This window comes from Enterobacter sp. 50588862, from assembly GCF_001462935.1.
Lineage (GTDB): Bacteria > Pseudomonadota > Gammaproteobacteria > Enterobacterales > Enterobacteriaceae > Enterobacter > Enterobacter bugandensis.
Map to the genome: position 1 here is coordinate 1 of NZ_LNHM01000031.1, position 25,919 is coordinate 25,919.

At 55.2% G+C, this 25,919-nt stretch carries 25 protein-coding genes and 1 riboswitch; of the genes, 10 read left to right on the plus strand and 15 right to left on the minus strand.

The window, feature by feature from the left end; genetic code table 11:
- Positions 1 to 210 precede the first annotated feature (210 nt).
- The 6 genes from APT89_RS17530 to nudC all read right to left on the minus strand — a co-directional run bounded on the left by APT89_RS17530 (position 211) and on the right by nudC (position 4,563).
- Positions 211 to 903 (minus strand): DUF1481 domain-containing protein, encoded by a 693-nt coding sequence (locus APT89_RS17530; RefSeq protein WP_017384076.1) that lies wholly within the window; start codon positions 901 to 903, stop codon positions 211 to 213.
- A gap of 11 nt (positions 904 to 914) precedes the next feature.
- Complete coding sequence (gene hupA, locus APT89_RS17535; protein ID WP_002445246.1) at positions 915 to 1,187, minus strand: nucleoid-associated protein HU-alpha; 273 nt, start codon at positions 1,185 to 1,187, stop codon at positions 915 to 917.
- Between the two features lie 186 nt (positions 1,188 to 1,373).
- Complete coding sequence (locus tag APT89_RS17540) at positions 1,374 to 1,964, minus strand: YjaG family protein (protein ID WP_022646712.1); 591 nt, start codon at positions 1,962 to 1,964, stop codon at positions 1,374 to 1,376.
- A 41-nt stretch (positions 1,965 to 2,005) separates the two neighbouring features.
- Positions 2,006 to 2,677 (minus strand): deoxyribonuclease V, encoded by a 672-nt coding sequence (gene nfi / locus APT89_RS17545; RefSeq protein ID WP_060573148.1) that lies wholly within the window; start codon positions 2,675 to 2,677, stop codon positions 2,006 to 2,008.
- Between the two features lie 9 nt (positions 2,678 to 2,686).
- Positions 2,687 to 3,751 carry a uroporphyrinogen decarboxylase gene (hemE, locus tag APT89_RS17550; RefSeq protein ID WP_028015107.1) on the minus strand — a complete coding sequence of 355 codons (1,065 nt, stop codon included), beginning with the start codon at positions 3,749 to 3,751 and terminating at the stop codon, positions 2,687 to 2,689.
- 38 nt (positions 3,752 to 3,789) lie between these two features.
- Positions 3,790 to 4,563, minus strand: coding sequence for an NAD(+) diphosphatase (gene nudC / locus APT89_RS17555; RefSeq protein ID WP_047363705.1), 774 nt, complete (start codon positions 4,561 to 4,563; stop codon positions 3,790 to 3,792).
- 95 nt (positions 4,564 to 4,658) lie between these two features.
- On the opposite strand from nudC, the gene APT89_RS17560 reads away from it, so the two are divergent.
- The 10 genes from APT89_RS17560 to APT89_RS17605 all read left to right on the plus strand — a co-directional run bounded on the left by APT89_RS17560 (position 4,659) and on the right by APT89_RS17605 (position 13,409).
- Complete coding sequence (locus tag APT89_RS17560) at positions 4,659 to 5,156, plus strand: Rsd/AlgQ family anti-sigma factor (RefSeq protein ID WP_028015105.1); 498 nt, start codon at positions 4,659 to 4,661, stop codon at positions 5,154 to 5,156.
- Between the two features lie 54 nt (positions 5,157 to 5,210).
- Positions 5,211 to 5,320, plus strand: a riboswitch (TPP riboswitch).
- A 79-nt stretch (positions 5,321 to 5,399) separates the two neighbouring features.
- Positions 5,400 to 7,295, plus strand: a complete 1,896-nt coding sequence (thiC, locus tag APT89_RS17565) for a phosphomethylpyrimidine synthase ThiC (RefSeq protein ID WP_041911590.1) — start codon at positions 5,400 to 5,402, stop codon at positions 7,293 to 7,295.
- Entirely contained in the window at positions 7,295 to 7,930 is a 636-nt protein-coding gene (gene thiE, locus APT89_RS17570) for a thiamine phosphate synthase (protein ID WP_060573150.1), read from the plus strand. Before thiC ends, thiE begins: the two co-directional genes overlap by 1 nt.
- On the plus strand, positions 7,923 to 8,678 hold the full coding sequence (gene thiF / locus APT89_RS17575; protein ID WP_060573152.1) for a thiazole biosynthesis adenylyltransferase ThiF: 756 nt from the start codon (positions 7,923 to 7,925) through the stop codon (positions 8,676 to 8,678). Before thiE ends, thiF begins: the two co-directional genes overlap by 8 nt.
- A complete protein-coding gene (gene thiS, locus APT89_RS17580) occupies positions 8,662 to 8,862 on the plus strand; it encodes a sulfur carrier protein ThiS (protein WP_045630293.1) in 201 nt (66 codons plus the stop codon). Before thiF ends, thiS begins: the two co-directional genes overlap by 17 nt.
- Before the next feature lies 1 nt (position 8,863).
- On the plus strand, positions 8,864 to 9,634 hold the full coding sequence (thiG, locus tag APT89_RS17585) for a thiazole synthase (RefSeq protein WP_045630292.1): 771 nt from the start codon (positions 8,864 to 8,866) through the stop codon (positions 9,632 to 9,634).
- Positions 9,631 to 10,758, plus strand: coding sequence for a 2-iminoacetate synthase ThiH (gene thiH, locus APT89_RS17590; protein ID WP_047363709.1), 1,128 nt, complete (start codon positions 9,631 to 9,633; stop codon positions 10,756 to 10,758). The genes thiG and thiH overlap by 4 nt, the downstream gene beginning before the upstream one ends.
- A gap of 337 nt (positions 10,759 to 11,095) precedes the next feature.
- A complete protein-coding gene (locus tag APT89_RS17595; RefSeq protein ID WP_060573154.1) occupies positions 11,096 to 12,637 on the plus strand; it encodes a sensor domain-containing diguanylate cyclase in 1,542 nt (513 codons plus the stop codon).
- A gap of 146 nt (positions 12,638 to 12,783) precedes the next feature.
- Positions 12,784 to 13,092, plus strand: a complete 309-nt coding sequence (locus APT89_RS17600; RefSeq protein ID WP_010425948.1) for a PTS sugar transporter subunit IIB — start codon at positions 12,784 to 12,786, stop codon at positions 13,090 to 13,092.
- Positions 13,092 to 13,409 (plus strand): PTS lactose/cellobiose transporter subunit IIA, encoded by a 318-nt coding sequence (locus tag APT89_RS17605; RefSeq protein ID WP_008503455.1) that lies wholly within the window; start codon positions 13,092 to 13,094, stop codon positions 13,407 to 13,409. The genes APT89_RS17600 and APT89_RS17605 overlap by 1 nt, the downstream gene beginning before the upstream one ends.
- A 58-nt stretch (positions 13,410 to 13,467) precedes the next feature.
- Here APT89_RS17605 and rpoC read toward each other — a convergent pair whose 3' ends face one another.
- The 9 genes from rpoC to APT89_RS23600 all read right to left on the minus strand — a co-directional run.
- Positions 13,468 to 17,691: a DNA-directed RNA polymerase subunit beta' gene (rpoC, locus tag APT89_RS17610; RefSeq protein WP_028015097.1), complete on the minus strand. Its 4,224-nt coding sequence runs from the start codon at positions 17,689 to 17,691 to the stop codon at positions 13,468 to 13,470.
- 76 nt (positions 17,692 to 17,767) lie between these two features.
- Positions 17,768 to 21,796 (minus strand): DNA-directed RNA polymerase subunit beta, encoded by a 4,029-nt coding sequence (rpoB, locus tag APT89_RS17615; protein ID WP_015569976.1) that lies wholly within the window; start codon positions 21,794 to 21,796, stop codon positions 17,768 to 17,770.
- A gap of 319 nt (positions 21,797 to 22,115) precedes the next feature.
- Entirely contained in the window at positions 22,116 to 22,481 is a 366-nt protein-coding gene (gene rplL, locus APT89_RS17620; protein ID WP_002445276.1) for a 50S ribosomal protein L7/L12, read from the minus strand.
- Between the two features lie 66 nt (positions 22,482 to 22,547).
- A complete protein-coding gene (gene rplJ / locus APT89_RS17625; protein ID WP_003862338.1) occupies positions 22,548 to 23,045 on the minus strand; it encodes a 50S ribosomal protein L10 in 498 nt (165 codons plus the stop codon).
- A 289-nt stretch (positions 23,046 to 23,334) separates the two neighbouring features.
- On the minus strand, positions 23,335 to 24,039 hold the full coding sequence (gene rplA / locus APT89_RS17630; protein ID WP_006810530.1) for a 50S ribosomal protein L1: 705 nt from the start codon (positions 24,037 to 24,039) through the stop codon (positions 23,335 to 23,337).
- A gap of 3 nt (positions 24,040 to 24,042) precedes the next feature.
- The gene (gene rplK, locus APT89_RS17635) at positions 24,043 to 24,471 is read right to left on the minus strand and encodes a 50S ribosomal protein L11 (RefSeq protein ID WP_008503452.1); all 429 of its coding nucleotides are present in this window, start codon (positions 24,469 to 24,471) and stop codon (positions 24,043 to 24,045) included.
- Between the two features lie 156 nt (positions 24,472 to 24,627).
- Positions 24,628 to 25,173, minus strand: a complete 546-nt coding sequence (nusG, locus tag APT89_RS17640) for a transcription termination/antitermination protein NusG (protein WP_003862341.1) — start codon at positions 25,171 to 25,173, stop codon at positions 24,628 to 24,630.
- Between the two features lies 1 nt (position 25,174).
- Positions 25,175 to 25,558: a preprotein translocase subunit SecE gene (secE, locus tag APT89_RS17645; protein WP_003862342.1), complete on the minus strand. Its 384-nt coding sequence runs from the start codon at positions 25,556 to 25,558 to the stop codon at positions 25,175 to 25,177.
- A 227-nt stretch (positions 25,559 to 25,785) separates the two neighbouring features.
- On the minus strand, positions 25,786 to 25,919 hold a 134-nt coding region (locus APT89_RS23600; RefSeq protein ID WP_001464716.1), incomplete at its 5' end, for an EF-Tu C-terminal domain-related protein.

Genomic DNA, 25,919 nt, shown 5'->3' on the forward strand with positions numbered 1-25,919 from the left:
ACTGACGGCAGAGGGAACGGATGTTCGCCCCGTCCTGCGAGGCGAACAGTACAAACTCGGTACGTAATGACATGGTATCTCTCGCATCCCAGGGCATAAGCGACTCCATAGACGGGTTCTTATGCCTTAGTTGTAAGTGTCTACCATGTCCCCGAACAAGTGTTCACTATGTCCCCGGACCGTACACCCTCAAGGGAGAGGGAACTTAAATCAAAAACTTTTCTCTGTCGGCTGCCAGGTGCAGAAGTCTTCGTTCGCCACCAGCAGCAGCTGAGAGCCTTCCGGCGCTTCCAGCCATGCCACACTCACCTCCACAGATGAATGCCGCTGACGACGCTGAATGTGTTCGGTTGCCCAGGATTCAAGCTCAGGCTTCACCGTCTGCCCTTCGCAGGTGGTCACCGTGCCGTCGGCATGCCAGCGCCCCTGGCGCAGCACCACGCGGCCCTGACGCAGCGCGTCGCTGGTCTGACGGAGCTGTTCGGCGCGGTAGCGGTAAAGGGCGACCTGATCGCTGGAAAGCTGCTGTTTCAACCCGCTGACCTCATGCTGCATAAAGCTCAGCTCGCCGTGGTCGTCGAAACGCACCTTCACGTGTTCGGGAGTCTTACTGTAGATATTCAGTTCAATGAGCGACAGCGCATCGCCCTGCCAGCGGTATTCTGCGGTCGAGGTGTTGCCGTTATGCCACGGGCTGAATGCGGTGAGCATATGGACTTCATCGCTGGAATCTTTGCGCCAGATCCTGACCGCACCCTGGTTGTCAGCGTAGCCGCTGGCGGTAAACGGGGGGAGTGAGGAATCATGGCTACAGGCAGACAGCAACAGTACGCCTGCCAGCGCGAGCGTTCCACGCCAGAATGACAAAAGGGGCGTTGCCGCCCCTTCGTTAAAACTGTTCACTGCCACGCGTCTTACTTAACTGCGTCTTTCAGTGCTTTACCAGAAACAAATGCCGGCACGTTAGCTGCGGCGATTTTGATTTCTTTACCGGTCTGCGGGTTGCGGCCAGTACGCTCAGCGCGGTGGTTCACTTTGAAGGTACCGAAACCAACCAGTTGTACAGCATCGCCTTCTTTCAGAGACTCAGTAATAGCAGCCAGGGTAGATTCCAGAGCAGCTTTAGCCTGCACTTTAGACAGATCAGCCTTGTCCGCAATTACATCAATCAGTTGAGTCTTGTTCATAAGTTATCCTTTCAATGTGTTTATCGCTTGCTAAGCATCGAGTGCGACGAAAATGCCAAAAAAGCACTCTCCTGCATACACGCACCGATAGCCACTTTTTTTCGCCCCCCAAATGTAGACCAGACGGGGGGCGAAAGGGAAGAGTCGAGGAGTGACAAAACAGGCGTTAAATCACGTTTTGTTGTCTCATTGGTTAAAAATTATACCAATATTGCTCTCACCGGCCTCGCGAAGGTCCGCGCGAAGCCCTTTGATCAGCTCAATATCACGTTCTTCACACTCCGCCAGCAGACGGAAAATTTCCCACTGAATATCCCATTCCTGTTCAACCGCCGGGTTAGCACGCAGCTCCTCGTCGGTCATTTCACGGCCTTCCTGGGTCATTTCAAGCATCGCAACGGTGGTAATGGATGCCTTGCTGACTTCAATGGCGTGTTCCAGGGTTTCACCGCTCAGACGGGAGTGGATCAGCTCGCTCAACGCCACGCAGGCGTCGATTGCCGGATAAACGCCGTACAGGTCGTAATCGTCCGCCGCCGGGATCGCCTCTTCCAGCTTTTCGAGCTGTGAATCGAAGTTCACCTTTGCGTCTTTCACCGTCAGCGTCTCCCAGATCAAATCCAGGATACGTCGATAAATCTGGCCTTCGCCAAACTCCGTTTGCTTACAGAACGCGGCATAGTTGGGATACATGCGCTCGCACAGGCAAGCCATAAACGTCACGTGCTGCCAGCTTTCCAGCTTCTCAAGGCGCAGATGAATCGGGTTTTGTAACATGATGATGTCTCGAATCGAAAATTAGCCGCAGTTTACCTGAATCACGGCTGAATTTCCTGCCAACGAATGAATGCCGGACGTGAAGAGGCAACGGCGTCAGCCCAGCGGGTTGGCTCCGGTAACCGGTAGCCCTTCATGCAGCGCTGCACCCACGCCAGCGCGCTGTCCATGCTCACCCGATGTCCGGTGGCGATAAACAGCGGATTACAGCGCGCTTTACTGCGCCAGACCCACGCCAGCTGCTCGTCTTTATGGATAAGCGGCGCCAGCGCGCCCGGTTCGGCAGAAAGCGGCTCAAACGCGCCGCACAGGCGTTTTTTCGCCACGCCGATGGTCGGCACGTCCACCAGCAGACCAAAGTGGCTGGCGACGCCTAAGCGACGCGGATGGGAGATACCGTGCCCGTCAACAAACAGGAGGTCAGGTTTTTGCGAGAGTTGCTCCCACGCGGCCAGCAGCGCGGGGTATTCGCGGAAGGAGAGAAAGCCGGGAATATAGGGCATGGTGGTGGCGATACGCGCCACCTTGTACTCCACCAGCTCCAGCGACGGGTATTTCAGCACCACCATCGCCGCCCGCGTCACTTCACCGCCCTGCTCGAACCCGACGTCCGCCCCGCCAATGTACTGCGGGGGATCCTTATCCAGACGATCCTCGCGGATCACCGATGAAGCCAGTTCGATTTGCTGAGCGCGTAGCGACGCGAGATCCATAACCACTCCTTACTTGTGATACTGGGCAGAAAGCCGATGCACCGCCTCCACAAATACGCCTGCGTGTTCAGGCGGCACATCCTGATGAATGCCGTGGCCGAGGTTAAAGACGTGGCCTTCACCCTGGCCGAAACCAGACAGTATAGTCGACACTTCCTCTTCGATGCGGGCAGGCTGAGCATAGAGCATGGACGGATCCATGTTGCCCTGCAGCGCCACTTTGTCGCCCACGCGACGGCGCGCATCGGCAATATCGGTGGTCCAGTCGAGGCCCAGCGCGTCGCAGCCGGTGGCCGCCATCGCTTCCAGCCATTGGCCGCCGCCTTTAGTGAACAGCGTTACCGGCACGCGGCGACCGTCGTTTTCACGCAGCAGGCCATCGACGATTTTGTGCATGTAGTACAGGGAGAACTGCTGATAATCACGTCCGGTCAGCACGCCGCCCCAGGTGTCGAAAATCATCACCGACTGCGCGCCCGCTTTAATCTGCGCGTTGAGGTAGAGCGTAACGCTCTTCGCCAGCTTGTCGAGCAGCGCATGCAGCGCCAGCGGTTCGGCGTACATCATCTTTTTAATCATGGTGAAGGCTTTGCTGCTGCCGCCTTCAACCATGTAGGTGGCCAGCGTCCACGGGCTGCCGGAGAACCCAATCAGCGGCACTTCGCCTTTCAGTTCGCGACGAATGGTGCGCACGGCGTTCATCACGTAGCCCAGTTCGCCTTCCGGATCGGGGATCGGCAGCTTATCGACGTCGGCTTTGCTTTTGATCGGCGAGGTAAAGCGCGGGCCCTCGCCGGTTTCGAAATAGAGCCCCAGGCCCATCGCGTCCGGAATGGTAAGAATGTCCGAAAAGAGAATGGCGGCATCCAGCGGGAAGCGGCGCAGCGGCTGGAGCGTCACCTCACAGGCCAGCTCGGCGTTTTTGCACAGCGACATAAAATCGCCCGCCTGCGCGCGCGTGGCTTTGTACTCTGGCAGATAGCGTCCCGCCTGGCGCATCATCCACACCGGGGTGACATCAACGGGCTGGCGCAGCAGCGCACGCAGATAACGATCGTTCTTCAGTTCGGTCATTTTGCAGTTCCTTATTGCGTCAGTCCGTCAGTGTAACACTACTCATACTCGGCCCGACACATTGCCACGGTATCTTCTATCAGGCGACGCGCCACCGTTCCCGGAGGGGGTAACAGCGGTAAATTGTCGTAGCGGTACCAGTTCGCCTCCAGCAGCTCTTTCTGGTCGATAACAATCTCACCGCTGTCATATTCCGCCATAAACGCGGTCATCAGAGACATCGGGAACGGCCACGGCTGGGAGGTCACGTAGCGCAGGTTCTTCACCTTGATGCTGCTCTCCTCCATCACCTCGCGCGCCACCGCCTGCTCCAGCGTTTCGCCTACTTCGACGAACCCGGCGAGGACGGTATGAATGCCGTTGCGATGACGGGTATGTTGCGCCAGCAGGATGGAATCATCACGGCGGATGGCGACGATGATGCACGGCGCGATTTGCGGATAGTAGCGTTCACGGCAGTGGCCGCAGAGCAGCGCCCATTCGGTTTTGCTTGGATGCATGGTGTGGCCGCAGTAACCGCAATATTTGTGCGAACGGTAAAACTCCGCCAGCTGCACGCCCCGCCCCGCCAGCTGGAACAGGCCGACGTCAAGATCTAACACCTGACGTACGGATCCCATATCCTGACGGCGCGCCTGTTGGATCAACCACACGGGATCGCCCTGCCACTCGCCGATCTTCAGCGCGGGCTGGCCCACCAGATCGAACGTTTCCGCGGTACCGTAGGGCAACTCTCCTGAGGGCAGCCATAATTTTTGTTCGTGGCTGACGATCCACCAACCCAGATCTGATTTTTCAATAATACGATCCATATCTATTGCACTACCTTCGCTTCACTGACATGTTGTTAGCATTGTGGTTACATTTTGGATAAGCAGATCCCATTCTAAACCTTATGGAGTCGACCATGTTAAACCAGCTGGAAAGCCTGACTGAGCGCGTTGGAGGAAGTAACACCCTGGTGGATCGCTGGCTACATGTGCGCAAGCATCTCCTTGTGGCGTATTACAATCTGGTCGGTCTTAAGCCTGGCAAAGAATCCTTTATGCGGCTAAACGAAAAAGCGCTGGATGATTTTTGTCAGAGCCTGGTCGACTACCTCTCCGACGGCCATTTCAACATTTATGAACGCATTATCCGCGAAATGGAAGGGACAACGCCGTATTTAGCGGCCAGCAAACTCTGTCCGCAGCTGGAAGCCAATACCCAGCAGATCATGGACTATTACGATTCCACGCTCGAGAACGCCATCGATCACGATAACTATCTTGAGTTCCAGCAGGCGCTGTCCGACCTGGGCGAAGCGCTGGAAGAGCGATTCACGCTGGAAGATAAGCTCATCGCCCTCGTACTGGATAACAACCTGAATATCAGCAGCAGCGATAACGTTGCGCGCCCTGCTTGAGTTCTTAACCGTTAACGAGTAATTTACAACCAGTCGCCCCTCTGCGGAGGGGGATTTTTCTTGTCGGAGTGCCCAGTGTGTAAGCACGGGCTGAGACCGTTAATTCGGGATCCGCGGAACCTGATCAGGTTAATACCTGCGAAGGGAACAAGAGTCACGCTGCTGTTGTATCGCCCCTGGGGCGATCTCCTCTTGCTTCATCCGTCGTCTGACAAGCCATGTCCTTCACTTCTGGAATGAGCTATGTCTACAACAAAACTGACCCGCCGCGAACAGCGTGCACAGGCCCAACACTTCATCGACACCCTGGAAGGCACCGCTTTCCCGAACTCGAAACGCATCTACATCACCGGTTCACAGGCCGATATCCGCGTGCCGATGCGCGAAATCCAGCTCAGCCCGACGCTTATCGGCGGCAGCAAAGAGAATCCGCAGTATGAAGACAACGAAGCCGTGCCGGTGTATGACACCTCCGGCCCATACGGCGATCCTGATGTTGCTATCAACGTGCAGCAAGGTCTGGCAAAGCTGCGCCAGCCGTGGATTGAGGCGCGTAACGACTGCGAAGAACTGAGCGTACGCAGTTCTGCGTACACCAAAGAACGCCTGGCCGACGACGGCCTGGACGAGCTGCGCTTTACCGGCCTGCTGACGCCAAAACGCGCCAGAGCGGGCAAGTGCGTAACCCAGCTGCACTACGCGCGCCAGGGTATCGTCACGCCGGAGATGGAGTTCATCGCCATCCGCGAAAACATGGGCCGCGAGCGCATCCGCAGCGAAATATTGCGCCACCAGCATCCGGGTGAAGGCTTTGGCGCTCGCCTGCCGGAGAACATCACGCCGGAGTTTGTGCGTGACGAAGTGGCCGCCGGCCGCGCCATTATCCCCGCCAATATCAACCACCCGGAATCGGAGCCGATGATTATCGGCCGCAACTTCCTGGTGAAGGTCAACGCCAACATCGGCAACTCTGCCGTCACCTCGTCCATCGAAGAAGAGGTGGAAAAGCTGGTCTGGTCCACGCGCTGGGGGGCGGACACGGTGATGGACCTCTCCACTGGCCGCTACATCCACGAAACCCGCGAGTGGATCCTGCGTAACAGCCCGGTGCCGATCGGTACCGTCCCGATTTACCAGGCGCTGGAGAAGGTCAACGGCATTGCTGAAAACCTCACCTGGGAAGCGTTCCGCGACACGCTGCTGGAGCAGGCGGAACAGGGCGTGGACTACTTCACCATCCACGCGGGCGTGCTGCTGCGCTACGTGCCGATGACGGCGAAACGTCTGACCGGCATCGTCTCGCGGGGTGGCTCCATCATGGCGAAATGGTGCCTGTCCCATCATCAGGAAAACTTCCTCTACGAGCACTTCCGCGAGATCTGCGAAATCTGCGCCGCGTACGACGTCTCCCTGTCGCTGGGCGACGGCCTGCGTCCTGGCTCCATCCGCGATGCCAACGACGAAGCGCAGTTTGCCGAGCTGCACACCTTGGGCGAGCTGACTAAAATCGCCTGGGAGTACGACGTGCAGGTGATGATTGAAGGCCCGGGCCACGTGCCGATGCAGATGATCCGCCGCAACATGACCGAGGAGCTGGAGCACTGCCACGAAGCGCCGTTCTACACCCTGGGGCCGTTGACCACAGATATCGCACCGGGCTACGACCACTTCACCTCCGGGATTGGCGCGGCGATGATCGGCTGGTTTGGCTGCGCCATGCTCTGCTACGTGACGCCGAAAGAGCACCTCGGCCTGCCCAACAAAGAGGACGTAAAGCAGGGACTGATTACCTATAAAATTGCCGCCCACGCGGCGGATCTGGCGAAAGGCCACCCGGGCGCACAAATCCGCGACAACGCCATGTCCAAAGCGCGCTTTGAATTCCGCTGGGAAGACCAGTTTAACCTGGCGCTGGATCCGTTCACCGCCCGCGCCTACCACGACGAGACCCTGCCGCAGGAGTCGGGCAAGGTGGCGCACTTCTGCTCCATGTGCGGGCCAAAATTCTGCTCGATGAAAATCAGCCAGGAGGTGCGGGATTACGCCGCCGCGCAGACCATTGAAGTCGGTATGGCGGACATGTCGGAAACCTTCCGCGCCAGAGGCGGCGAAATCTACCTCAAAAAAGAGGAGGCGTAATGTACCAGCCCGATTTCCCACCCGTCCCCTACCGTTTAGGGCTCTATCCGGTGGTGGACAGCGTGGCGTGGTTAGCGCAACTGCTGGAGGCAGGCGTTCGCACCCTCCAGCTGCGCATCAAGGATAAGCGCGATGACGAGGTGGAAGCCGATGTGGTTGCCGCCATTGCGCTGGGGCGTCGGTATAACGCCCGCCTGTTTATCAACGACTACTGGCGGCTGGCCGTTAAGCACCGGGCATACGGCGTGCATCTGGGTCAGGAGGACCTGGAAACAACGGATCTGAGCGCAATCCGTGAAGCCGGGCTGCGTCTTGGCGTGTCAACGCACGATGACATGGAGATCGACGTGGCCCTGGCGGCCCGTCCCTCTTACATCGCGCTCGGTCACGTCTTCCCGACGCAAACCAAGCAGATGCCCTCCGCACCGCAGGGTCTGACGCAGCTGGCAAGTCACGTTAAACGCCTTGCCGATTACCCCACCGTCGCCATCGGCGGAATCAGCCTTGAACGGGCCCCGGCGGTGCTGGAGACCGGCGTCGGCAGTATCGCCGTCGTCAGCGCTATCACCCAGGCGGCAGACTGGCGGTCCGCCACCGAAAAGCTGTTACAACTGGCAGGAGCAGGCGATGAATGACCGCGATTTTATGCGCTACAGCCGCCAGATCCTGCTGGAGGATATTGCCATTGACGGGCAGCAAAAGCTGCTCGCCAGCCGGGTACTGATTGTCGGCCTGGGCGGATTAGGCGCCCCCGCCGCGCTGTATCTGGCCGGTGCGGGCGTGGGCACGCTGGTGCTGGCCGATGACGACGAGGTGCACCTCAGCAACCTGCAACGGCAAATCCTCTTCACAACTAAAGATGTCAACCAGCCTAAAGCGCAGATCACCCGGCAGCGGCTTAACCAGCTTAATCCGGATATCGAACTGATTGCTCTGCAGGAGCGCCTCAGCGGTGAAAGCCTGCGCCAGGAGGTCGCCCATGCCGACGCGGTGCTGGACTGCACGGACAACATGGCGACGCGCCAGGCGATTAACGCCGCCTGCGTGGCAACGAATACGCCGCTTATCACCGCCAGCGCGGTGGGGTTCGGCGGGCAGATAATGGTGCTTACGCCGCCGTGGGCGCAGGGCTGTTACCGCTGCCTGTGGCCGGACGAGGCTGAACCGGAGCGTAACTGCCGCACGGCAGGCATTCTTGGCCCGGTGGTGGGCGTGATGGGTACCCTTCAGGCGCTGGAGGCTATCAAGCTGCTCAGCGGCATGGAGACGGAACGCAACACGCTCCGGCTGTTCGACGCCCGCTCCAGCGGCTGGCGCCATCTGGCACTACACCGCGCCAGCCACTGCCCGGTATGCGGAGGCCACGATGCGCATTCTGTTTAACGATGAGCCGATGACGTGCGACGACGGTCTCACCGTTGCCGTCCTGCTCGACAAATTGCGCCAGCTCAAGCCGGGAACGGCGCTGGCGCTCAATCAACAGATCCTGCCGCGCGAGCAGTGGGAACATCAGCAGGTCAATGACGGCGACCAGATCCTGCTGTTTCAGGTTATCGCAGGGGGCTGAGATGTTACGTATTGCTGATAAAGTCTTTGATTCACATCTGTTTACCGGAACCGGAAAGTTCGCCTCACCGCAGCTGATGGTGGATGCTATTCGTGAAAGCGGCAGCCAGCTGGTGACGCTGGCGATGAAGCGCGTGGATCTGCGCCAGCACAACGATGCCATACTTGCGCCGCTCCTGGAGGCAGGCGTGACGCTGCTGCCCAACACCTCCGGCGCGAAAACGGCCGAGGAGGCGATGTTCGCCGCACAGCTGGCGCGGGAAGCGCTCGGTACCCGCTGGCTGAAGCTGGAAATTCACCCGGATGCCCGCTGGCTGCTGCCCGACCCGATCGAGACCCTGAAAGCCGCAGAAAAGCTGGTGCAGCAGGGGTTTACCGTTCTGCCTTACTGCGGCGCGGATCCCGTGCTGTGTAAGCGTCTGGAAGAGGTCGGCTGCGCCGCCGTCATGCCGCTGGGGGCGCCCATTGGCTCCAATCAGGGGCTGGAAACCCGCGCGATGCTGGAGATCATCATCGAGCAGGCGACCGTGCCGGTGGTGGTGGATGCGGGGATCGGCGTGCCCAGCCATGCCGCGCAGGCGCTGGAAATGGGTGCCGACGCGGTGCTGGTGAATACCGCCATTGCGGTGGCCGACGACCCGGTCATGATGGCGCGTGCGTTTCGTCTCGCCGTGGAGGCTGGCGTGCTGGCCAGAGAGTCCGGCCCCGGCTCGCGCAGTTTTCAGGCACAGGCCACCAGCCCGCTGACCGGCTTTCTGGAGGCGCTCTCATGAGCACGTTTACCGAGCGCTGGCGCGAGCTTAACTGGGACGATATTGCCCTGCGCATCAACAGCAAAACGGCGGTTGACGTGGAGCGCGCGCTGCACGCCCGTCAGCTGACCCGCGAGGATCTGATGGCCCTGCTCTCCCCGGCGGCCAGCGCCTACCTTGAACCGATGGCGCAGCGCGCCCAGCGCCTCACCCGGCAGCGGTTTGGCAATACGGTGAGCTTCTACGTCCCGCTCTATCTTTCGAACCTGTGCGCCAACGACTGTACCTACTGTGGTTTTTCCATGAGCAACCGCATCAAGCGGAAAACGCTCGATGAAGAGGAGATCGCACGCGAGTGTGCTGCTATTCGTGAAATGGGGTTCGAACATCTTCTGCTGGTCACGGGCGAGCATCAGGGGAAAGTGGGAATGGACTATTTCCGCCAGCATCTGCCTGCGATACGTCGGGAGTTTGCGTCGTTGCAGATGGAGGTTCAGCCCCTGTCGCAGGACGAGTATGCGGAGTTAAAAACGCTCGGGCTGGACGGCGTTATGGTCTATCAGGAAACCTACCACGAGGCGACGTACGCGCGGCATCACCTGAAAGGGAAGAAGCAGGATTTTTTCTTCCGGCTGGAAACGCCAGACAGGCTGGGCCGCGCCGGGATCGACAAAATCGGGCTGGGTGCGCTAATTGGGCTTTCCGACAGCTGGCGGGTAGATTGCTACATGGTGGCAGAACATCTGCTGTGGCTGCAACAGCACTACTGGCAGACCCGATACTCCATCTCCTTCCCACGCCTGCGCCCCTGCGCAGGCGGCATTGAACCGGCTTCGCTGATGGATGAACGCCAGCTGGTGCAGACCATCTGCGCGTTTCGCCTGCTCGCCCCGGAAGTGGAGTTATCGCTCTCAACGCGTGAATCCCCGGCGTTTCGCGATCGCGTCATCCCGCTGGCGATTAACAACGTCAGCGCGTTTTCCAAAACGCAGCCGGGCGGGTATGCAGACGATCATCCGGAGCTGGAGCAGTTTGCACCGCATGACGGACGGCGTCCGGAAGCCGTTGCCGCCGCCCTGACGGCACAGGGTTTACAGCCTGTCTGGAAAGACTGGGACAGCTGGCTGGGAAGAGCCTCGCAATGACGATGTAACGCACTGCAACACGGTAGAAAATTATCGAGGCGTTACGGAAAGGTAAAACCGGATGATTGTCAGCGATCGTCCGGTTTTTTATTGTCATCAGGTCAGCAACGGATGCTGACCAGGGCGAAAAGCTTCTTCCTCGTTTCGCCCTGCCTCCGATTCCGTGCATAAGAGGGGCGCAAAAGTATGGATAAGGAATTTCTTAGTGATTCTTAAGATAAATCATCTCGCCTGAAATCGTGTTCCGTATAATTCACCGCTAACCGCAGGACAGCGACTATGCTGAGAGGATATCGGCAGACGAAAAATATTCACCATCAGGATCGATGTACAACTCATGGCACTTCACAGCAAAAAGCTCTCTTTCACCCGACCCATTATGCTCAGCTTCGCGGGGATTCTGTGCAGTTTTGCGCTGATCGCGGTCGTGGTCTCTCTTTCGCAAAGAAAGGATTTCCTTGAGGATTATCACAAGATTAACAGTAACTTCACGCATAACCTGGCGGTTAACTATACCGAATCAATCCTGCGTGAAAACGACTATATCCTTGGTCGCTCTGCGATGTACTTTGCCCGCAGCGAGATACTGAATGAGACGCTCAACGTCAACCCGACGCAAGGGCTGCAGATGTTGATGCATTTGCAAAACCTGATGCCGACCGTGTCATCCATCTCGCTGGCCGACACAGAGGGACATTATTTACACGCTCCAGAAGCGCCTCCCACGGAAAAGAGTAAAAACGTCGATCCGCGGACGCGCCCGTGGTTTGTCGCGCACGCAGAAGCCAGTATTTTCAGCCATTATACCCACTATTATACGGACTACTTTACCGGGCATCCGACAGTTACGCTTTATAAGCCATTGATTTCAACAGAAGGCAGACTCAAGGGTACCCTCGCTTTTCATCTTGACTTGACGTCGATGGGGTATACCCTTCGACAAATGGTAGCCCCTGTACAAGGGGAATTCTTCGTCGTCGAACGCGACGGGACCGTCGTGCTGCACCCAGATACAGGCGCCCTGTTCAAAAAGTACGTGAGCGAAGCGCTGATGGACAAAATGACCAGCGGCGAAGGCCATCTTTACGACCGGAAAACCAATGCCTGGTATTACTACTACTCTTTCACGAACCCGGACTGGTTTGTTATCTATCGGGTATCTGGCGCAACGCTTACCGATATCACCCGCCACGAAACCACTATCGTTGGCTGGGGCTTTGCGCTGGCAGCCATCATCATCATTCTCTTCGGCCTTTATCTGCGTCATGCCTCGCGTACCGTATTAATGACTATTATCAATGCGATCAAAACGGGCGATGTGAGCCAGGCGCCGCGTCTGGAAGCGATGCTGAGCCGCACCATTCAGTCCAATAAAGAGCGTGAGATGGCGTATGTTCGTCAGGCCACTCACGATGCGCTGACCGGCTGCAAAAACCGCCGTGCGTTCGATAACGATGTGGAGGAATTATTAAATGCCCACCAGCCTTTCGCGATGGCGCTGGTTGATATTGATAACTTCAAGTCAATTAACGACACGTGGGGACACCTGAGCGGCGACATTGTCCTGCGTAACGTGGCGCGCGAGGGGATCCAGATAATGCAGCCCCACCACGTCTCGGTCTATCGCTACGGTGGTGAAGAGTTCGCGGTAATTTTCCAGGCCGAGCAGATCGCTGCCGCATTTTCATTGCTTGACGCATGGCGCACCGCCGTTGAAAGACGCGTATGGCGGGAAGAAAATCTGCACGTCACGTTCAGCGCGGGTCTGGGTGAATGGCATTTCGAACCGCTGGAACAATTTGTAGGTAGCGTTGATAACGCGCTCTACAGTGCTAAAAAGCAGGGAAAAAACCGTATTGTTCGCACTGCCGTCGGCTGACTTTCTCTCTTACTCGAAGAATTGTAACCGGTTTCAGAAAAATGCCGCTTTCTTTGTGATGCCTGACACACAATCGCGGTAAAGCGGTTGTTGAAGCTCTCTGCGCAGGATAATTATCAATAAACACATGTAGATCGAGGCTGATTATGAAGAACATCGTTTTATGCTGTGCAGCGGGAATGTCAACCAGCATGCTGGTTCAACGTATGAAAGATGCCGCGCAGAAAAAAGGGGTTGAAGTCACCATTAAAGCCGTTCCGGTTGCGGAGTTTAAAGACAATATCGCGACGGCCGACATCGTATTGCTGGGGCCACAGGTCAAATACGAGCAGGCTAAACTGCAGGCACAGGCCGACCCGCTGGGCAAAAAGGTCGCGGTGATCGACATGATGGATTACGGCATGATGAAAGGCGATGCCGTACTGGAAAAAGCGCTTAAACTGCTGGAGTCATAATGGAAGACTTAGAAACCACAATCATGGAACTGCTGGTCAACGCCGGTGCGGCCCGCAGTGCGGCCCTGACGGCTCTGCAGATGGCGCGTAAAGGTGAGTTTGACGAAGCTGAAAAAGCGATGGAAGAATCCCGCGAATATGTGAAGCACGCGCATACGATCCAGACGCAGCTTATTGGACTTGACGAAGGGACCGGGAAACTGCCGGTTAACCTAATCACCGTTCATTCTCAGGACCACCTGATGAACGCGATGGTTATTCAGGATCTGGCGGGCGATATGATTGAGCTTTATCGACGCATCCCGTTAGTGAATTGAAGAAATGCAGATATAAAAAAACCCGCCGAGGCGGGTTTTTTATTTACGGCATCAACGATTACTCGTTGTCGGAACCGCCCAGACCTGCGTTCAGCAGTTCTGCCAGGCTCGCGGATGCATCTTCAGCAGTAACCTGCGGTGCTGCTGGCAGTTCGCCCGCAGCGCGACGACGCATACGATCCTGATGGTACGCATAACCGGTACCGGCAGGGATCAGACGACCCACGATGACGTTCTCTTTCAGACCGCGCAGTTCATCACGTTTACCCGCAACAGCGGCTTCGGTCAGGACACGAGTCGTTTCCTGGAACGATGCTGCGGAGATGAAGGACTCGGTTGCCAGAGACGCTTTGGTGATACCCAGCAGATCGCGTGCGAAGGTCGCACCGATTTTGCCGTTCGCTTCCAGATCGCGGTTAGCGATCTTAACGCGTGAGTATTCAACCTGCTCGCCTTCCAGGAAGTCGGAGCTGCCCGCGTTTTCGATGGTTGCTTTACGCAGCATCTGACGAACGATAACTTCGATGTGCTTATCGTTAATCTTAACGCCCTGCAGGCGGTATACGTCCTGTACTTCGTTAACAATGTAACGAGTAACAGCATGCACACCACGCAGACGCAGGATGTCGTGCGGCGCTTCTGGACCGTCGGAAACCACGTCACCACGTTCTACACGTTCGCCTTCGAACACGTTGAGCTGACGCCACTTAGGAATCATCTCTTCGTACGGCTCGCTGCCATCTACTGGTGTGATAACCAGACGGCGCTTACCTTTAGTCTCTTTACCGAAGGAGATGATCCCGCTGATTTCAGCCAGGATTGCAGGCTCTTTCGGACGACGTGCTTCGAACAGGTCCGCAACGCGTGGCAGACCACCGGTGATGTCCTTGGTACCGCCGGATTCCTGAGGAATACGCGCCAGGGTGTCACCAGAGCTGATCTGTACGCCATCTTCCAGCTGTACAATCGCTTTACCCGGCAGGAAGTACTGCGCAGGCATATCGGTACCCGGGATCAGAACGTCGTTACCCTGAGCATCAACGATTTTCAGTGCAGGACGCAGATCTTTACCGCCGGTAGTACGTTCAGCAGAATCCAGAACCACCAGAGAAGACAGACCGGTCAGCTCGTCGGTCTGACGAGTAATGGTCTGGCCGTCGATCATGTCAGTAAAGCGGATGAAACCACTTACTTCGGTGATAACCGGCATGGTGTGTGGATCCCAGTTTGCAACGGTTTCACCGCCGGCAACCTGCTCGCCATCACCTTTCGCCATAACCGCACCGTAAGGCACTTTATAGCTCTCTTTGGTACGACCGAATTCGTCGATCAGCTTCAGCTCGGTGTTACGAGAGGTCACAACCAGCTTGCCTGCGGAGTTAACAACAGACTTCGCGTTGCTGAGCTTGATGCTACCTTTGTTTTTTACCTGAATGCTGGATTCAGCAGCCGCACGAGATGCCGCACCACCGATGTGGAACGTACGCATCGTCAGCTGTGTACCCGGCTCACCGATGGACTGTGCCGCGATAACGCCGATGGCTTCACCTTTGTTGATGATGTGGCCACGCGCCAGGTCACGACCGTAGCAGTGCGCACACACACCAAAGTCGGTGTCACAGGATACAACGGAACGCACTTTCACAGAGTCAACAGAGTTCGCTTCCAGCAGGTCACACCACTGTTCGTGCAGCAGGGTGTTGCGTGGAACCAGAATGTCTGCGGTGCCCGGCTTCAGAATGTCTTCCGCGGTCACACGACCCAGTACGCGATCGCGCAGCGGCTCTTTAACATCACCACCCTCGATAACCGGGGTCATGGTGATACCTTCGAGGGTGCCACAATCGTCTTCGGTCACAACCAGATCCTGCGCAACGTCAACCAGACGACGCGTCAGATAACCGGAGTTCGCTGTCTTCAGTGCGGTATCCGCCAGACCTTTACGCGCACCGTGCGTGGAGATGAAGTACTGGAGTACGTTCAGACCTTCACGGAAGTTCGCGGTGATTGGCGTTTCGATGATGGAGCCATCTGGCTTCGCCATCAGACCACGCATACCTGCCAGCTGACGAATCTGTGCTGCAGAACCACGCGCACCGGAGTCGGCCATCATGTAGATGCTGTTGAAGGAAACCTGCTGCTCTTCGACGCCGTCACGGTTAATCACGGTTTCGGTTTGCAGGTTATCCATCATCGCTTTGGATACACGATCGTTCGCCGCTGCCCAGATATCGATAACTTTGTTGTAGCGTTCGCCCGCGGTTACCAGACCAGACTGGAACTGCTCCTGGATCTCAGCAACTTCAGCTTCCGCTTCAGAGATGATCTCGTGTTTCTTCTCTGGGATGACCATGTCATCGATACCAACAGATGCACCTGAACGCGCTGCATAAGCAAAGCCGGTATACATTGTCTGGTCAGCGAAGATAACGGTCGGCTTCAGACCCAGAATGCGGTAACAGGTGTTCAGCATTTTGGAGATCGCTTTCTTGCCCAGCGCCTGGTTGACGATGGAGAAAGGCAGACCTTTCGGTACGATCATCCACAGAATGGCACGGCCAATGGTCGTGTCTTTCAGGCTGGTCTTCGCAACGAATTCGCCGTTTGCATCTTTTTCGTATTCGGTGATACGCACTTTAACGCGCGCATGCAGAGAGGCCAGGCCAGCGCGATAAATACGCTCAGCTTCTTTCGGGCCAGTCAGCACCATGCCTTCGCCTTTGGCGTTAACACAGTCACGGGTCATGTAGTACAGACCCAATACAACGTCCTGAGAAGGAACGATAATTGGTTCACCGTTCGCTGGAGACAGGATGTTGTTGGTAGACATCATCAGCGCACGCGCTTCAAGCTGGGCTTCCAGCGTCAGCGGTACGTGAACAGCCATCTGGTCACCATCGAAGTCGGCGTTATAGGCCGCACAAACCAGCGGGTGCAGCTGGATAGCTTTACCTTCGATCAGGACTGGCTCAAATGCCTGGATACCCAGACGGTGCAGGGTTGGTGCACGGTTCAGCAGTACCGGGTGTTCGCGGATAACTTCGTCCAGGATATCCCAAACGACAGCTTCTTCACGCTCAACCATTTTCTTAGCGGCTTTGATGGTGGTGGCCAGGCCACGCAGCTCCAGCTTGCCGTAGATGAACGGTTTGAACAGCTCCAGTGCCATTTTCTTCGGCAGACCGCACTGATGCAGACGCAGGTATGGACCTACGGTGATTACAGAACGACCGGAGTAGTCAACACGCTTACCGAGCAGGTTCTGACGGAAACGACCCTGCTTACCTTTGATCATGTCGGCCAAAGATTTCAGAGGACGCTTGTTAGAACCGGTGATCGCACGACCGCGACGACCGTTATCCAGCAGGGCATCTACCGCTTCCTGCAGCATACGTTTTTCGTTGCGTACGATGATGTCCGGCGCAGCCAAATCCAGCAGACGTTTCAGACGGTTGTTACGGTTGATAACGCGACGATACAGATCGTTCAGATCGGACGTTGCGAAACGACCACCATCCAGCGGAACCAGCGGACGCAGATCTGGCGGCAGAACCGGCAGAACGGTCAGGATCATCCACTCTGGTTTGTTACCAGACTGAACGAACGCTTCCAGCAGTTTGATACGCTTGGTCAGCTTTTTACGCTTGGTTTCGGAGTTGGTTTCGTTCAGCTCTTCACGCAGCTGCTCGCATTCCTGCTCCAGATCCATGCTCTTCAGCAGGGCCTGAATAGCTTCCGCACCCATCTTCGCGTCGAATTCGTCACCGAACTCTTCCAGCGCGTCCAGATACTGCTCTTCAGTCAGGATCTGGTGACGTTCCAGGTTCGTCATTCCGCCTTCGATAACTACATAAGATTCGAAGTACAGAACACGTTCGATATCGCGCAGCGGCATATCCAGCAGCAGACCGATACGGGACGGCAGAGATTTCAGGAACCAGATGTGAGCAGTCGGAGACGCCAGCTCGATGTGGCCCATACGCTCACGGCGTACTTTGGTCTGGGTCACTTCAACGCCGCACTTCTCACAGATCACACCGCGGTGTTTCAGGCGCTTGTACTTACCGCACAGGCACTCGTAATCTTTTACTGGCCCGAAAATACGCGCACAGAAAAGGCCGTCACGCTCAGGTTTGAACGTACGGTAGTTGATGGTTTCCGGCTTTTTAACTTCACCGAAAGACCATGAACGGATCATGTCTGGCGAAGCCAGAGCAATTTTGATCGCATCAAACTCTTCGGTTTTAGTCTGCGCTTTCAGAAACTTTAATAAATCTTTCACGGATTTGCTCCCGTCGGAGTTAGCACAATCCGGTGCCGGGGGTTAACCCGGCACCAGTGACCTGTTTGAGCGAGAATTACTCGTCTTCCAGTTCGATGTTGATACCCAGCGAACGAATCTCTTTCAACAGTACGTTGAAGGACTCTGGCATGCCTGGTTCCATCTGATGGTTGCCGTCCACGATGTTTTTATACATCTTGGTACGACCATTCACGTCATCAGACTTAACGGTGAGCATTTCCTGCAGGGTGTATGCCGCGCCGTATGCTTCCAGCGCCCACACTTCCATCTCCCCGAAGCGCTGACCACCGAACTGTGCCTTACCACCCAGCGGCTGCTGAGTAACCAGGCTGTAAGAACCGGTAGAACGAGCGTGCATCTTGTCGTCGACCAGGTGGTTCAGTTTCAGCATGTACATGTAACCTACGGTTACCGGACGTTCGAACTGTTCACCGGTACGGCCGTCAAACAGCGTAATCTGACCAGACGTTGGCAGACCACCCAGTTGCAGCAGCTCTTTAATTTCAGCTTCTTTTGCACCGTCGAATACCGGCGTTGCAATTGGCATACCTTTGCGCAGGTTCTCTGCCAGACGCAGCACTTCTTCATCGCTGAAGGTGTTCAGGTCGACTTTCTGACGCACGTCGGTACCCAGATCGTAGGCACGCTGGATGAATTCGCGCAGTTTCGCGACTTCCTGCTGCTGTTTCAGCATGGCGTTAATCTTGTCGCCAATACCTTTCGCAGCCATACCCAGGTGAGTTTCCAGGATCTGACCAATGTTCATACGAGACGGTACGCCCAGTGGGTTCAGTACGATATCTACCGGCGTACCGTTAGCATCGTGCGGCATATCTTCGATCGGGTTGATCTTAGAGATAACACCCTTGTTACCGTGACGACCTGCCATCTTATCACCAGGCTGGATCTGACGTTTAACAGCCAGATACACCTTAACAATCTTCAGCACGCCTGGTGCCAGATCGTCGCCCTGAGTGATTTTGCGGCGTTTCGCTTCGAGTTTTTTCTCGAACTCGTGTTTCAGTTCGTCATACTGCTCAGCCAGCTGTTCCAGCTGATTTTGTTTCTCTTCGTCGGTCAGGCCGAGTTCCAGCCAGCGATCGCGTGGCAGTTTGTCGAGCTTCTCAGCTTCAACGCCACCGGCAACCAGCACCGCATAGATACGGCTGAACAGACCTGCTTCGAGGATCTGCAGTTCTTCAGACAGGTCTTTCTTAGCCTGTTTGAGCTGCATCTCTTCGATTTCCAGCGCACGCTTATCTTTCTCAACGCCATCACGAGTGAAGACCTGAACGTCGATAACCGTACCGGAAACACCGTTTGGTACGCGCAGAGAAGAGTCTTTAACGTCAGACGCTTTCTCACCGAAGATAGCACGCAGCAGTTTCTCTTCTGGGGTCAGCTGGGTTTCACCTTTCGGCGTAACCTTACCTACCAGAATGTCGCCGCCGGTCACTTCCGCACCGATGTAAACAATACCGGATTCATCCAGCTTGGAGAGCGCAGCTTCACCCACGTTAGGGATGTCGGCAGTGATCTCTTCTGGCCCCAGCTTGGTGTCACGGGACACACAGGCCAGTTCCTGAATGTGGATGGTGGTGAAACGATCTTCCTGAACCACACGCTCGGAGACGAGGATGGAGTCTTCGAAGTTGTAACCGTTCCACGGCATGAACGCTACGCGCATGTTCTGACCGAGCGCCAGTTCACCGAGGTCGGTGGACGGACCGTCTGCCAGCACGTCGCCGCGCTCAACTGGCTCACCCAGAGATACGCAAGGCATCTGGTTGATACAGGTGTTCTGGTTAGAACGGGTGTATTTGGTCAGGTTGTAGATGTCGATACCCGCTTCGCCCGGATACATCTCGTCTTCGTTAACTTTGATAACGATACGGGATGCGTCAACGTACTGAACGGTACCGCCACGCTTAGCAACTGCAGTAACACCGGAGTCAACGGCAACAGCACGTTCCATACCGGTACCAACCAGCGGCTTATCAGCACGCAGAGTTGGAACGGCCTGACGTTGCATGTTCGCACCCATCAATGCACGGTTGGCGTCATCGTGTTCCAGGAACGGGATCAGGGACGCACCGACGGATACCACCTGCTGGGTGGATACGTCCATGTAGTCAACCTGGTCGCGGCTGAACAAGCTGGATTCGCCTTTGCTACGGCAGGTAACCAGATCTTCTACAAAGTGGCCTTCGTCATCCAGGTTGGAGTTCGCCTGAGCGATAACGTAGTTGCCTTCTTCGATAGCAGACAGGTAATGAATTTCGTCGGTAACCACACCGTCGGTCACTTTACGATACGGGGTCTCAAGGAAACCGTATTCGTTCGTCTGTGCGTACACGGACAGGGAGTTGATCAGACCGATGTTTGGACCTTCAGGCGTTTCGATTGGACATACGCGACCGTAGTGAGTCGGGTGTACGTCTCGAACTTCAAAGCCTGCACGTTCACGGGTCAGACCGCCTGGGCCGAGTGCAGAGATACGACGTTTGTGCGTGATCTCAGACAGCGGGTTGTTCTGGTCCATGAACTGGGACAGCTGGCTGGAACCGAAGAACTCTTTCACTGCTGCAGAAATCGGCTTGGCGTTGATCATATCCTGAGGCATCAGGGTATCCAGATCGCCCAGAGACAGACGCTCTTTCACCGCACGCTCTACACGTACCAGGCCAACGCGGAACTGGTTTTCCGCCATTTCGCCAACGGAACGGATACGACGGTTGCCGAGGTGGTCGATATCGTCCACTTCGCCTTTACCGTTACGGATATCGATGAGCTTCTTCATCACTTCGATGATGTCGTCTTTGCTCAGGATACCGGAACCTTCGATTTCGTCGCGCAGCAGAGAACGGTTGAACTTCATACGACCTACCGCGGACAGATCGTAGCGGTCTTCGGAGAAGAACAGGTTCTCGAACAGGCTTTCAGCCGCTTCGCGAGTTGGTGGCTCACCAGGACGCATCATGCGGTAGATTTCTACCAGCGCGCTCAGACGATCGTTGGTTGGGTCGACGCGTACAGTCTCAGAGATGTACGGACCGTGGTCCAGATCGTTGGTGAACAGCGTTTCGATACGTTTGTGGCCAGACTGGCTCAGCTTAGCCAGCAGATCCAAGCTCAGCTCCATGTTCGCCGGGCAGATCAGCTCGCCAGTTGATTCATCAACGTAATCTTTCGCGGCTACTTTTCCTGCAATGTATTCAACCGGAACTTCGATGTGTTTGATATCATCTTTTTCCAGCTGGCGGATGTGGCGCGCGGTGATACGGCGACCTTTTTCCACATACACTTTGCCGTCGGCTTCGATGTCGAACGACGCGGTCTCACCACGCAGACGTTCCGGCACCAGCTCCATCTGCAGCTTGTTGTCGCGGATTTCAAAGATCACTTTCTCAAAGAACAGGTCCAGGATCTGCTCAGTGGTATAGTTCAGTGCACGCAGAATGATGGTTGCAGGCAGTTTACGACGACGGTCGATACGGACAAACAGGTTGTCTTTTGGATCGAACTCGAAGTCCAGCCATGAACCACGGTAAGGAATGATGCGTGCGTTATACAGTACTTTACCGGAAGAGTGTGTTTTACCTTTATCGCTGTCGAAGAAGACGCCCGGGCTACGATGCAGCTGGGAAACGATAACACGCTCAGTACCGTTGATAACGAAAGTACCGTTGTCCGTCATGAGTGGAATCTCACCCATGTAGACTTCTTGTTCTTTAATGTCTTTTACGGTGCCTTCCGGCGCTTCGCGCTCGTAGATCACCAGACGCAGTTTTACGCGCAGCGGTGCGGAATAGGTCACGCCACGGATCTGACATTCCTGAACGTCAAACACCGGTTCGCCAAGGCGGTAGCTGACGTACTGCAGCTCGGAGTTACCGCTGTAGCTCTGAATCGGGAACACGGAACGGAAGGCTGCTTCCAGACCGTACTGCCCTTCAGGATCTTGCTCGATAAACTTCTGGAACGAGTCAAGCTGGATAGAAAGGAGATATGGAATGTCCAGAACTTGTGGACGTTTACCAAAATCCTTACGAATACGTTTTTTCTCGGTATAGGAGTAAACCATAGGGTTCCTCAGCTCGCTGACAAGTCGACCCATCTGTCCGACGAAGGGACAGTTTGTGCAACACCATTTTGTGGACCGGAAAATTGAATACTTTCCGCAATACCTGTTGCTATCACGCTTAAACCATTTCATTGCGATTTACACAGAGCGAGCACCCTGTCGCAGTATATTAAGTCGTCGATAGAAACAAGCATTGTCAGGACAATCAGCAGTCAAACAGTGTGAAATGCTACTGATGCCTTACAGCGCAAAAAGGCTGGTGACTAAAAAGTCACCAGCCATCAGCCTAATTGCTTAGGCTGCAACCAGAAAAGTTGGCTTATTTAACTTCAACTTCAGCGCCAGCTTCTTCCAGAGATTTTTTCAGTGCTTCTGCGTCGTCTTTGCTCACGCCTTCTTTCAGCGCAGCTGGAGCAGATTCTACCAGGTCTTTAGCTTCTTTCAGACCCAGGCCAGTTGCGCCACGTACTGCTTTGATAACAGCAACTTTGTTCGCGCCAGCAGCTTTCAGAATTACGTCGAATTCAGTTTTTTCTTCAGCAGCTTCAGCCGGGCCAGCAGCTACAGCTACAGCAGCAGCAGCAGAAACACCGAATTTTTCTTCCATTGCAGATACCAGCTCTACAACGTCCATTACGGACATAGCTGCAACTGCTTCAATGATTTGATCTTTAGTGATAGACATTTAAATTGTTCCTGAAAATCAGAATAAGTTTATACGTAAGCAAATGCTTTATAAAGATAACTGCGATTAAGCAGCTTCTTTCGCATCGCGTACAGCAGCCAGAGTGCGAACCAGTTTGCCAGCCGCAGCTTCTTTCATGGTTGCCATCAGGCGTGCAATTGCTTCTTCGTAGGTCGGCAGGGTTGCCAGGCGATCGATTTGCGATGCCGGGATCAACTCACCTTCAAAGGCTGCAGCTTTGACCTCAAATTTTGCATTCGCTTTCGCGAACTCTTTGAACAGACGAGCAGCAGCGCCCGGGTGTTCCATAGAGTATGCAATCAGGGTCGGACCAACAAACGTGTCTTTCAGGCACTCGAACTGAGTACCTTCAACTACGCGACGCAGCAGGGTGTTACGAACAACACGCATGTATACGCCAGCTTCACGACCTGCTTTACGCAGTTCAGTCATTTTGTCTACAGTAACGCCACGGGAATCCGCAACTACTGCAGACAGCGCGCCTTTGGCTACTTCGCTGACTTCAGCAACAATCGCTTGTTTGTCTTGAAGATTTAAAGCCATTAGCTTTGCTCCTGGATGTTTGCCGGAACTCATGTTCCGGAACTCACTTCACTCAACCCAACGGGAAGAGCGTCTTAATACGGTGAGCAGAAACAAGCCAGAGTATTAAAAATAATCTTAGCGTTCTGTCACCGTCTACGCAGGGGATTAAGTTTCTTGCGAAACACCTGCGGTCTTCGACGGAGGCCTGGATAGGCCAGGCTCCAACGAACAAATCTTTTAGCTGCTAACTTTCGTTAGCAAACGTGGGGGTAAGATTGTAGACAAAATCACCGCCCACGTAAAGGCATTAGTTTGCAGCAGCGCTCAGGCCAGCCTGGTCAACTGCAACACCTGCACCCATGGTGGTGGAGATGCTAACTTTCTTGATGTACACGCCTTTCGCCTGAGTTGGTTTAGCTTTTTTCAGCGCAACCAGCAGAGCTTCCAGGTTTTCTTTCAGTTTGTCAGCGTCAAAGTCCACTTTACCGATGGTGGTGTGGATGATGCCGTTTTTGTCGTTACGGTAACGAACCTGACCTGCTTTAGCGTTCTTAACCGCTTCAGCAACGTTAGGGGTTACAGTACCCACTTTTGGGTTTGGCATCAGGCCGCGTGGACCCAGAACCTGGCCCAGCTGGCCAACAACGCGCATTGCATCTGGAGAAGCAATAACAACGTCAAAGTTCATTTCGCCTTTCTTGATCTGATCAGCCAGATCTTCCATACCTACCAGTTCAGCGCCGGCAGCTTTAGCAGCTTCAGCGTTTGCACCCTGAGCAAATACAGCTACGCGAACGGAACGGCCAGTACCGTGTGGCAGTACAGTTGCGCCACGAACGTTCTGATCGGATTTACGCGCGTCGATGCCCAGGTTAACGGCAACGTCAACGCTTTCAACGAACTTAGCAGTCGCCAGTTCTTTCAGCAGAGCAATAGCTTCGTTGATGTCGTACTGTTTGGTCGCATCAACTTTGTCACGGATCACGGACATGCGCTTGGTCAGTTTAGCCATTTCTTAGTCCTCCACTACCAGGCCCATGGAACGTGCAGTACCTTCGATGGAGCGAGTCATCGCTTCAATGTCGGCACCAGTCATGTCGGCAGCTTTGGTCTGCGCGATTTCCTGCAGCTGAGCGCGGGAAATTTTACCCACTTTGTCTTTGTTCGGTTTACCGGAACCAGACTTGATACCAGCCGCTTTCTTCAGCAGAACTGCTGCTGGAGGGGTTTTGGTAACGAAAGTGAAAGAACGGTCAGCGTAAACAGTGATTACGACTGGGATTGGCAGACCTTTTTCCAGGGATTCCGTTTTTGCGTTGAACGCTTTACAGAATTCCATGATGTTCACACCCTGCTGACCCAGAGCTGGACCAACTGGTGGACTTGGGTTCGCCATACCAGCTGCAACCTGCAGCTTGACGTAGGCTTGTACTTTCTTAGCCATTCTAAAATCCTCTGATTGGGTAATAGCGCCTCAGGGAGGCTCCCCGTGAATAAAATTCGTTTTACGGGCCGGGACCCATAAAAACAAAAGGCGCGAAATTGTATTCCAATCCCGCGCCTTGTGCAACGATTAAATCGTCGCTTTTTTGATCGCTGCTTAGGCTTTTTCTACCTGGGCAAAGTCCAGCTCTACCGGGGTCGCACGACCGAAGATAGAAACAGAAACTTTCAGGCGGGACTTCTCATAGTCCACTTCTTCAACCACGCCATTAAAGTCAGCAAACGGACCGTCATTAACACGAACCATTTCACCCGGTTCAAACAGCGTTTTCGGACGCGGCTTATCACCCACCTGCTGCAGGCGGTTCATAATCGCATCAACTTCTTTGTCGCTGATTGGCGCCGGACGGTCAGACGTGCCGCCGATAAAGCCCATCACACGCGGCACGCTGCGCACCAGGTGCCAGCTCGCGTCGTTCATAACCATCTGAACCAGCACGTAACCCGGGAAGAATTTGCGCTCGCTTTTGCGACGCTGGCCGCCACGGATCTCAACCACTTCTTCGGTCGGAACCATAACTTCGCCAAACAACTCTTCCATGTTGTGTAATTTGATATGCTCACGCAGCGACGTTGCTACGCGGCCTTCAAAACCGGAAAACGCCTGAACGACGTACCAGCGCTTTTTAGGGGCTTCAGACATCTCAGAACCTCAGGCCAGTGATAAAGGATACCAGGCGAACCAGAATACCATCCAGTCCCCACAGGATCAGTGACATTACAGCGGTTACCGCCGCTACGATCAGCGTGGTGTGCAATGTTTCCTGGCGAGTCGGCCAAATGACCTTGCGGACTTCGGTACGCGCTTCGCGGGCAAACGCAACGGTCGCTTTGCCTTTTGTCGTCAACAGCGCGACACCACCCGCCGCAGCAATCAGAATTACCACTGCAAGCGCGCGTAGCGGCAGCATCATGTCACGATAAAGATAGTTGCCGACAATCGCCACAATCAGCAGCACGGCTACAACTACCCATTTCATCGCTTCCAGGCCGCGCCCGCTCCCTTGAGCTTCGGTATTCGCACTCATAAACCAACCTGTCAGAAGTATTCTACAAACATTTTCACCCCGCGAGTGCGAGGCAAACCAATCGAAATGCTATTCGCTTTTCGTATTATACGCTCTCCGCAGAGCCTGTCTCAGCAATGATTATGACAAAATTAATCACTGATGAGCCAGGTTCTGATATGAAAGCGTGCAAAAAGGGCATCAAATGATGCCCTTTTATTGCGCATTGCGTCAAATGTTATCAGCGATTAGCCGAGAACTTTAGCAACAACGCCCGCGCCAACGGTACGGCCGCCTTCACGGATTGCGAAACGCAGACCGTCGTCCATCGCGATTGGGTGGATCAGAGTCACAACCATCTTGATGTTGTCGCCTGGCATTA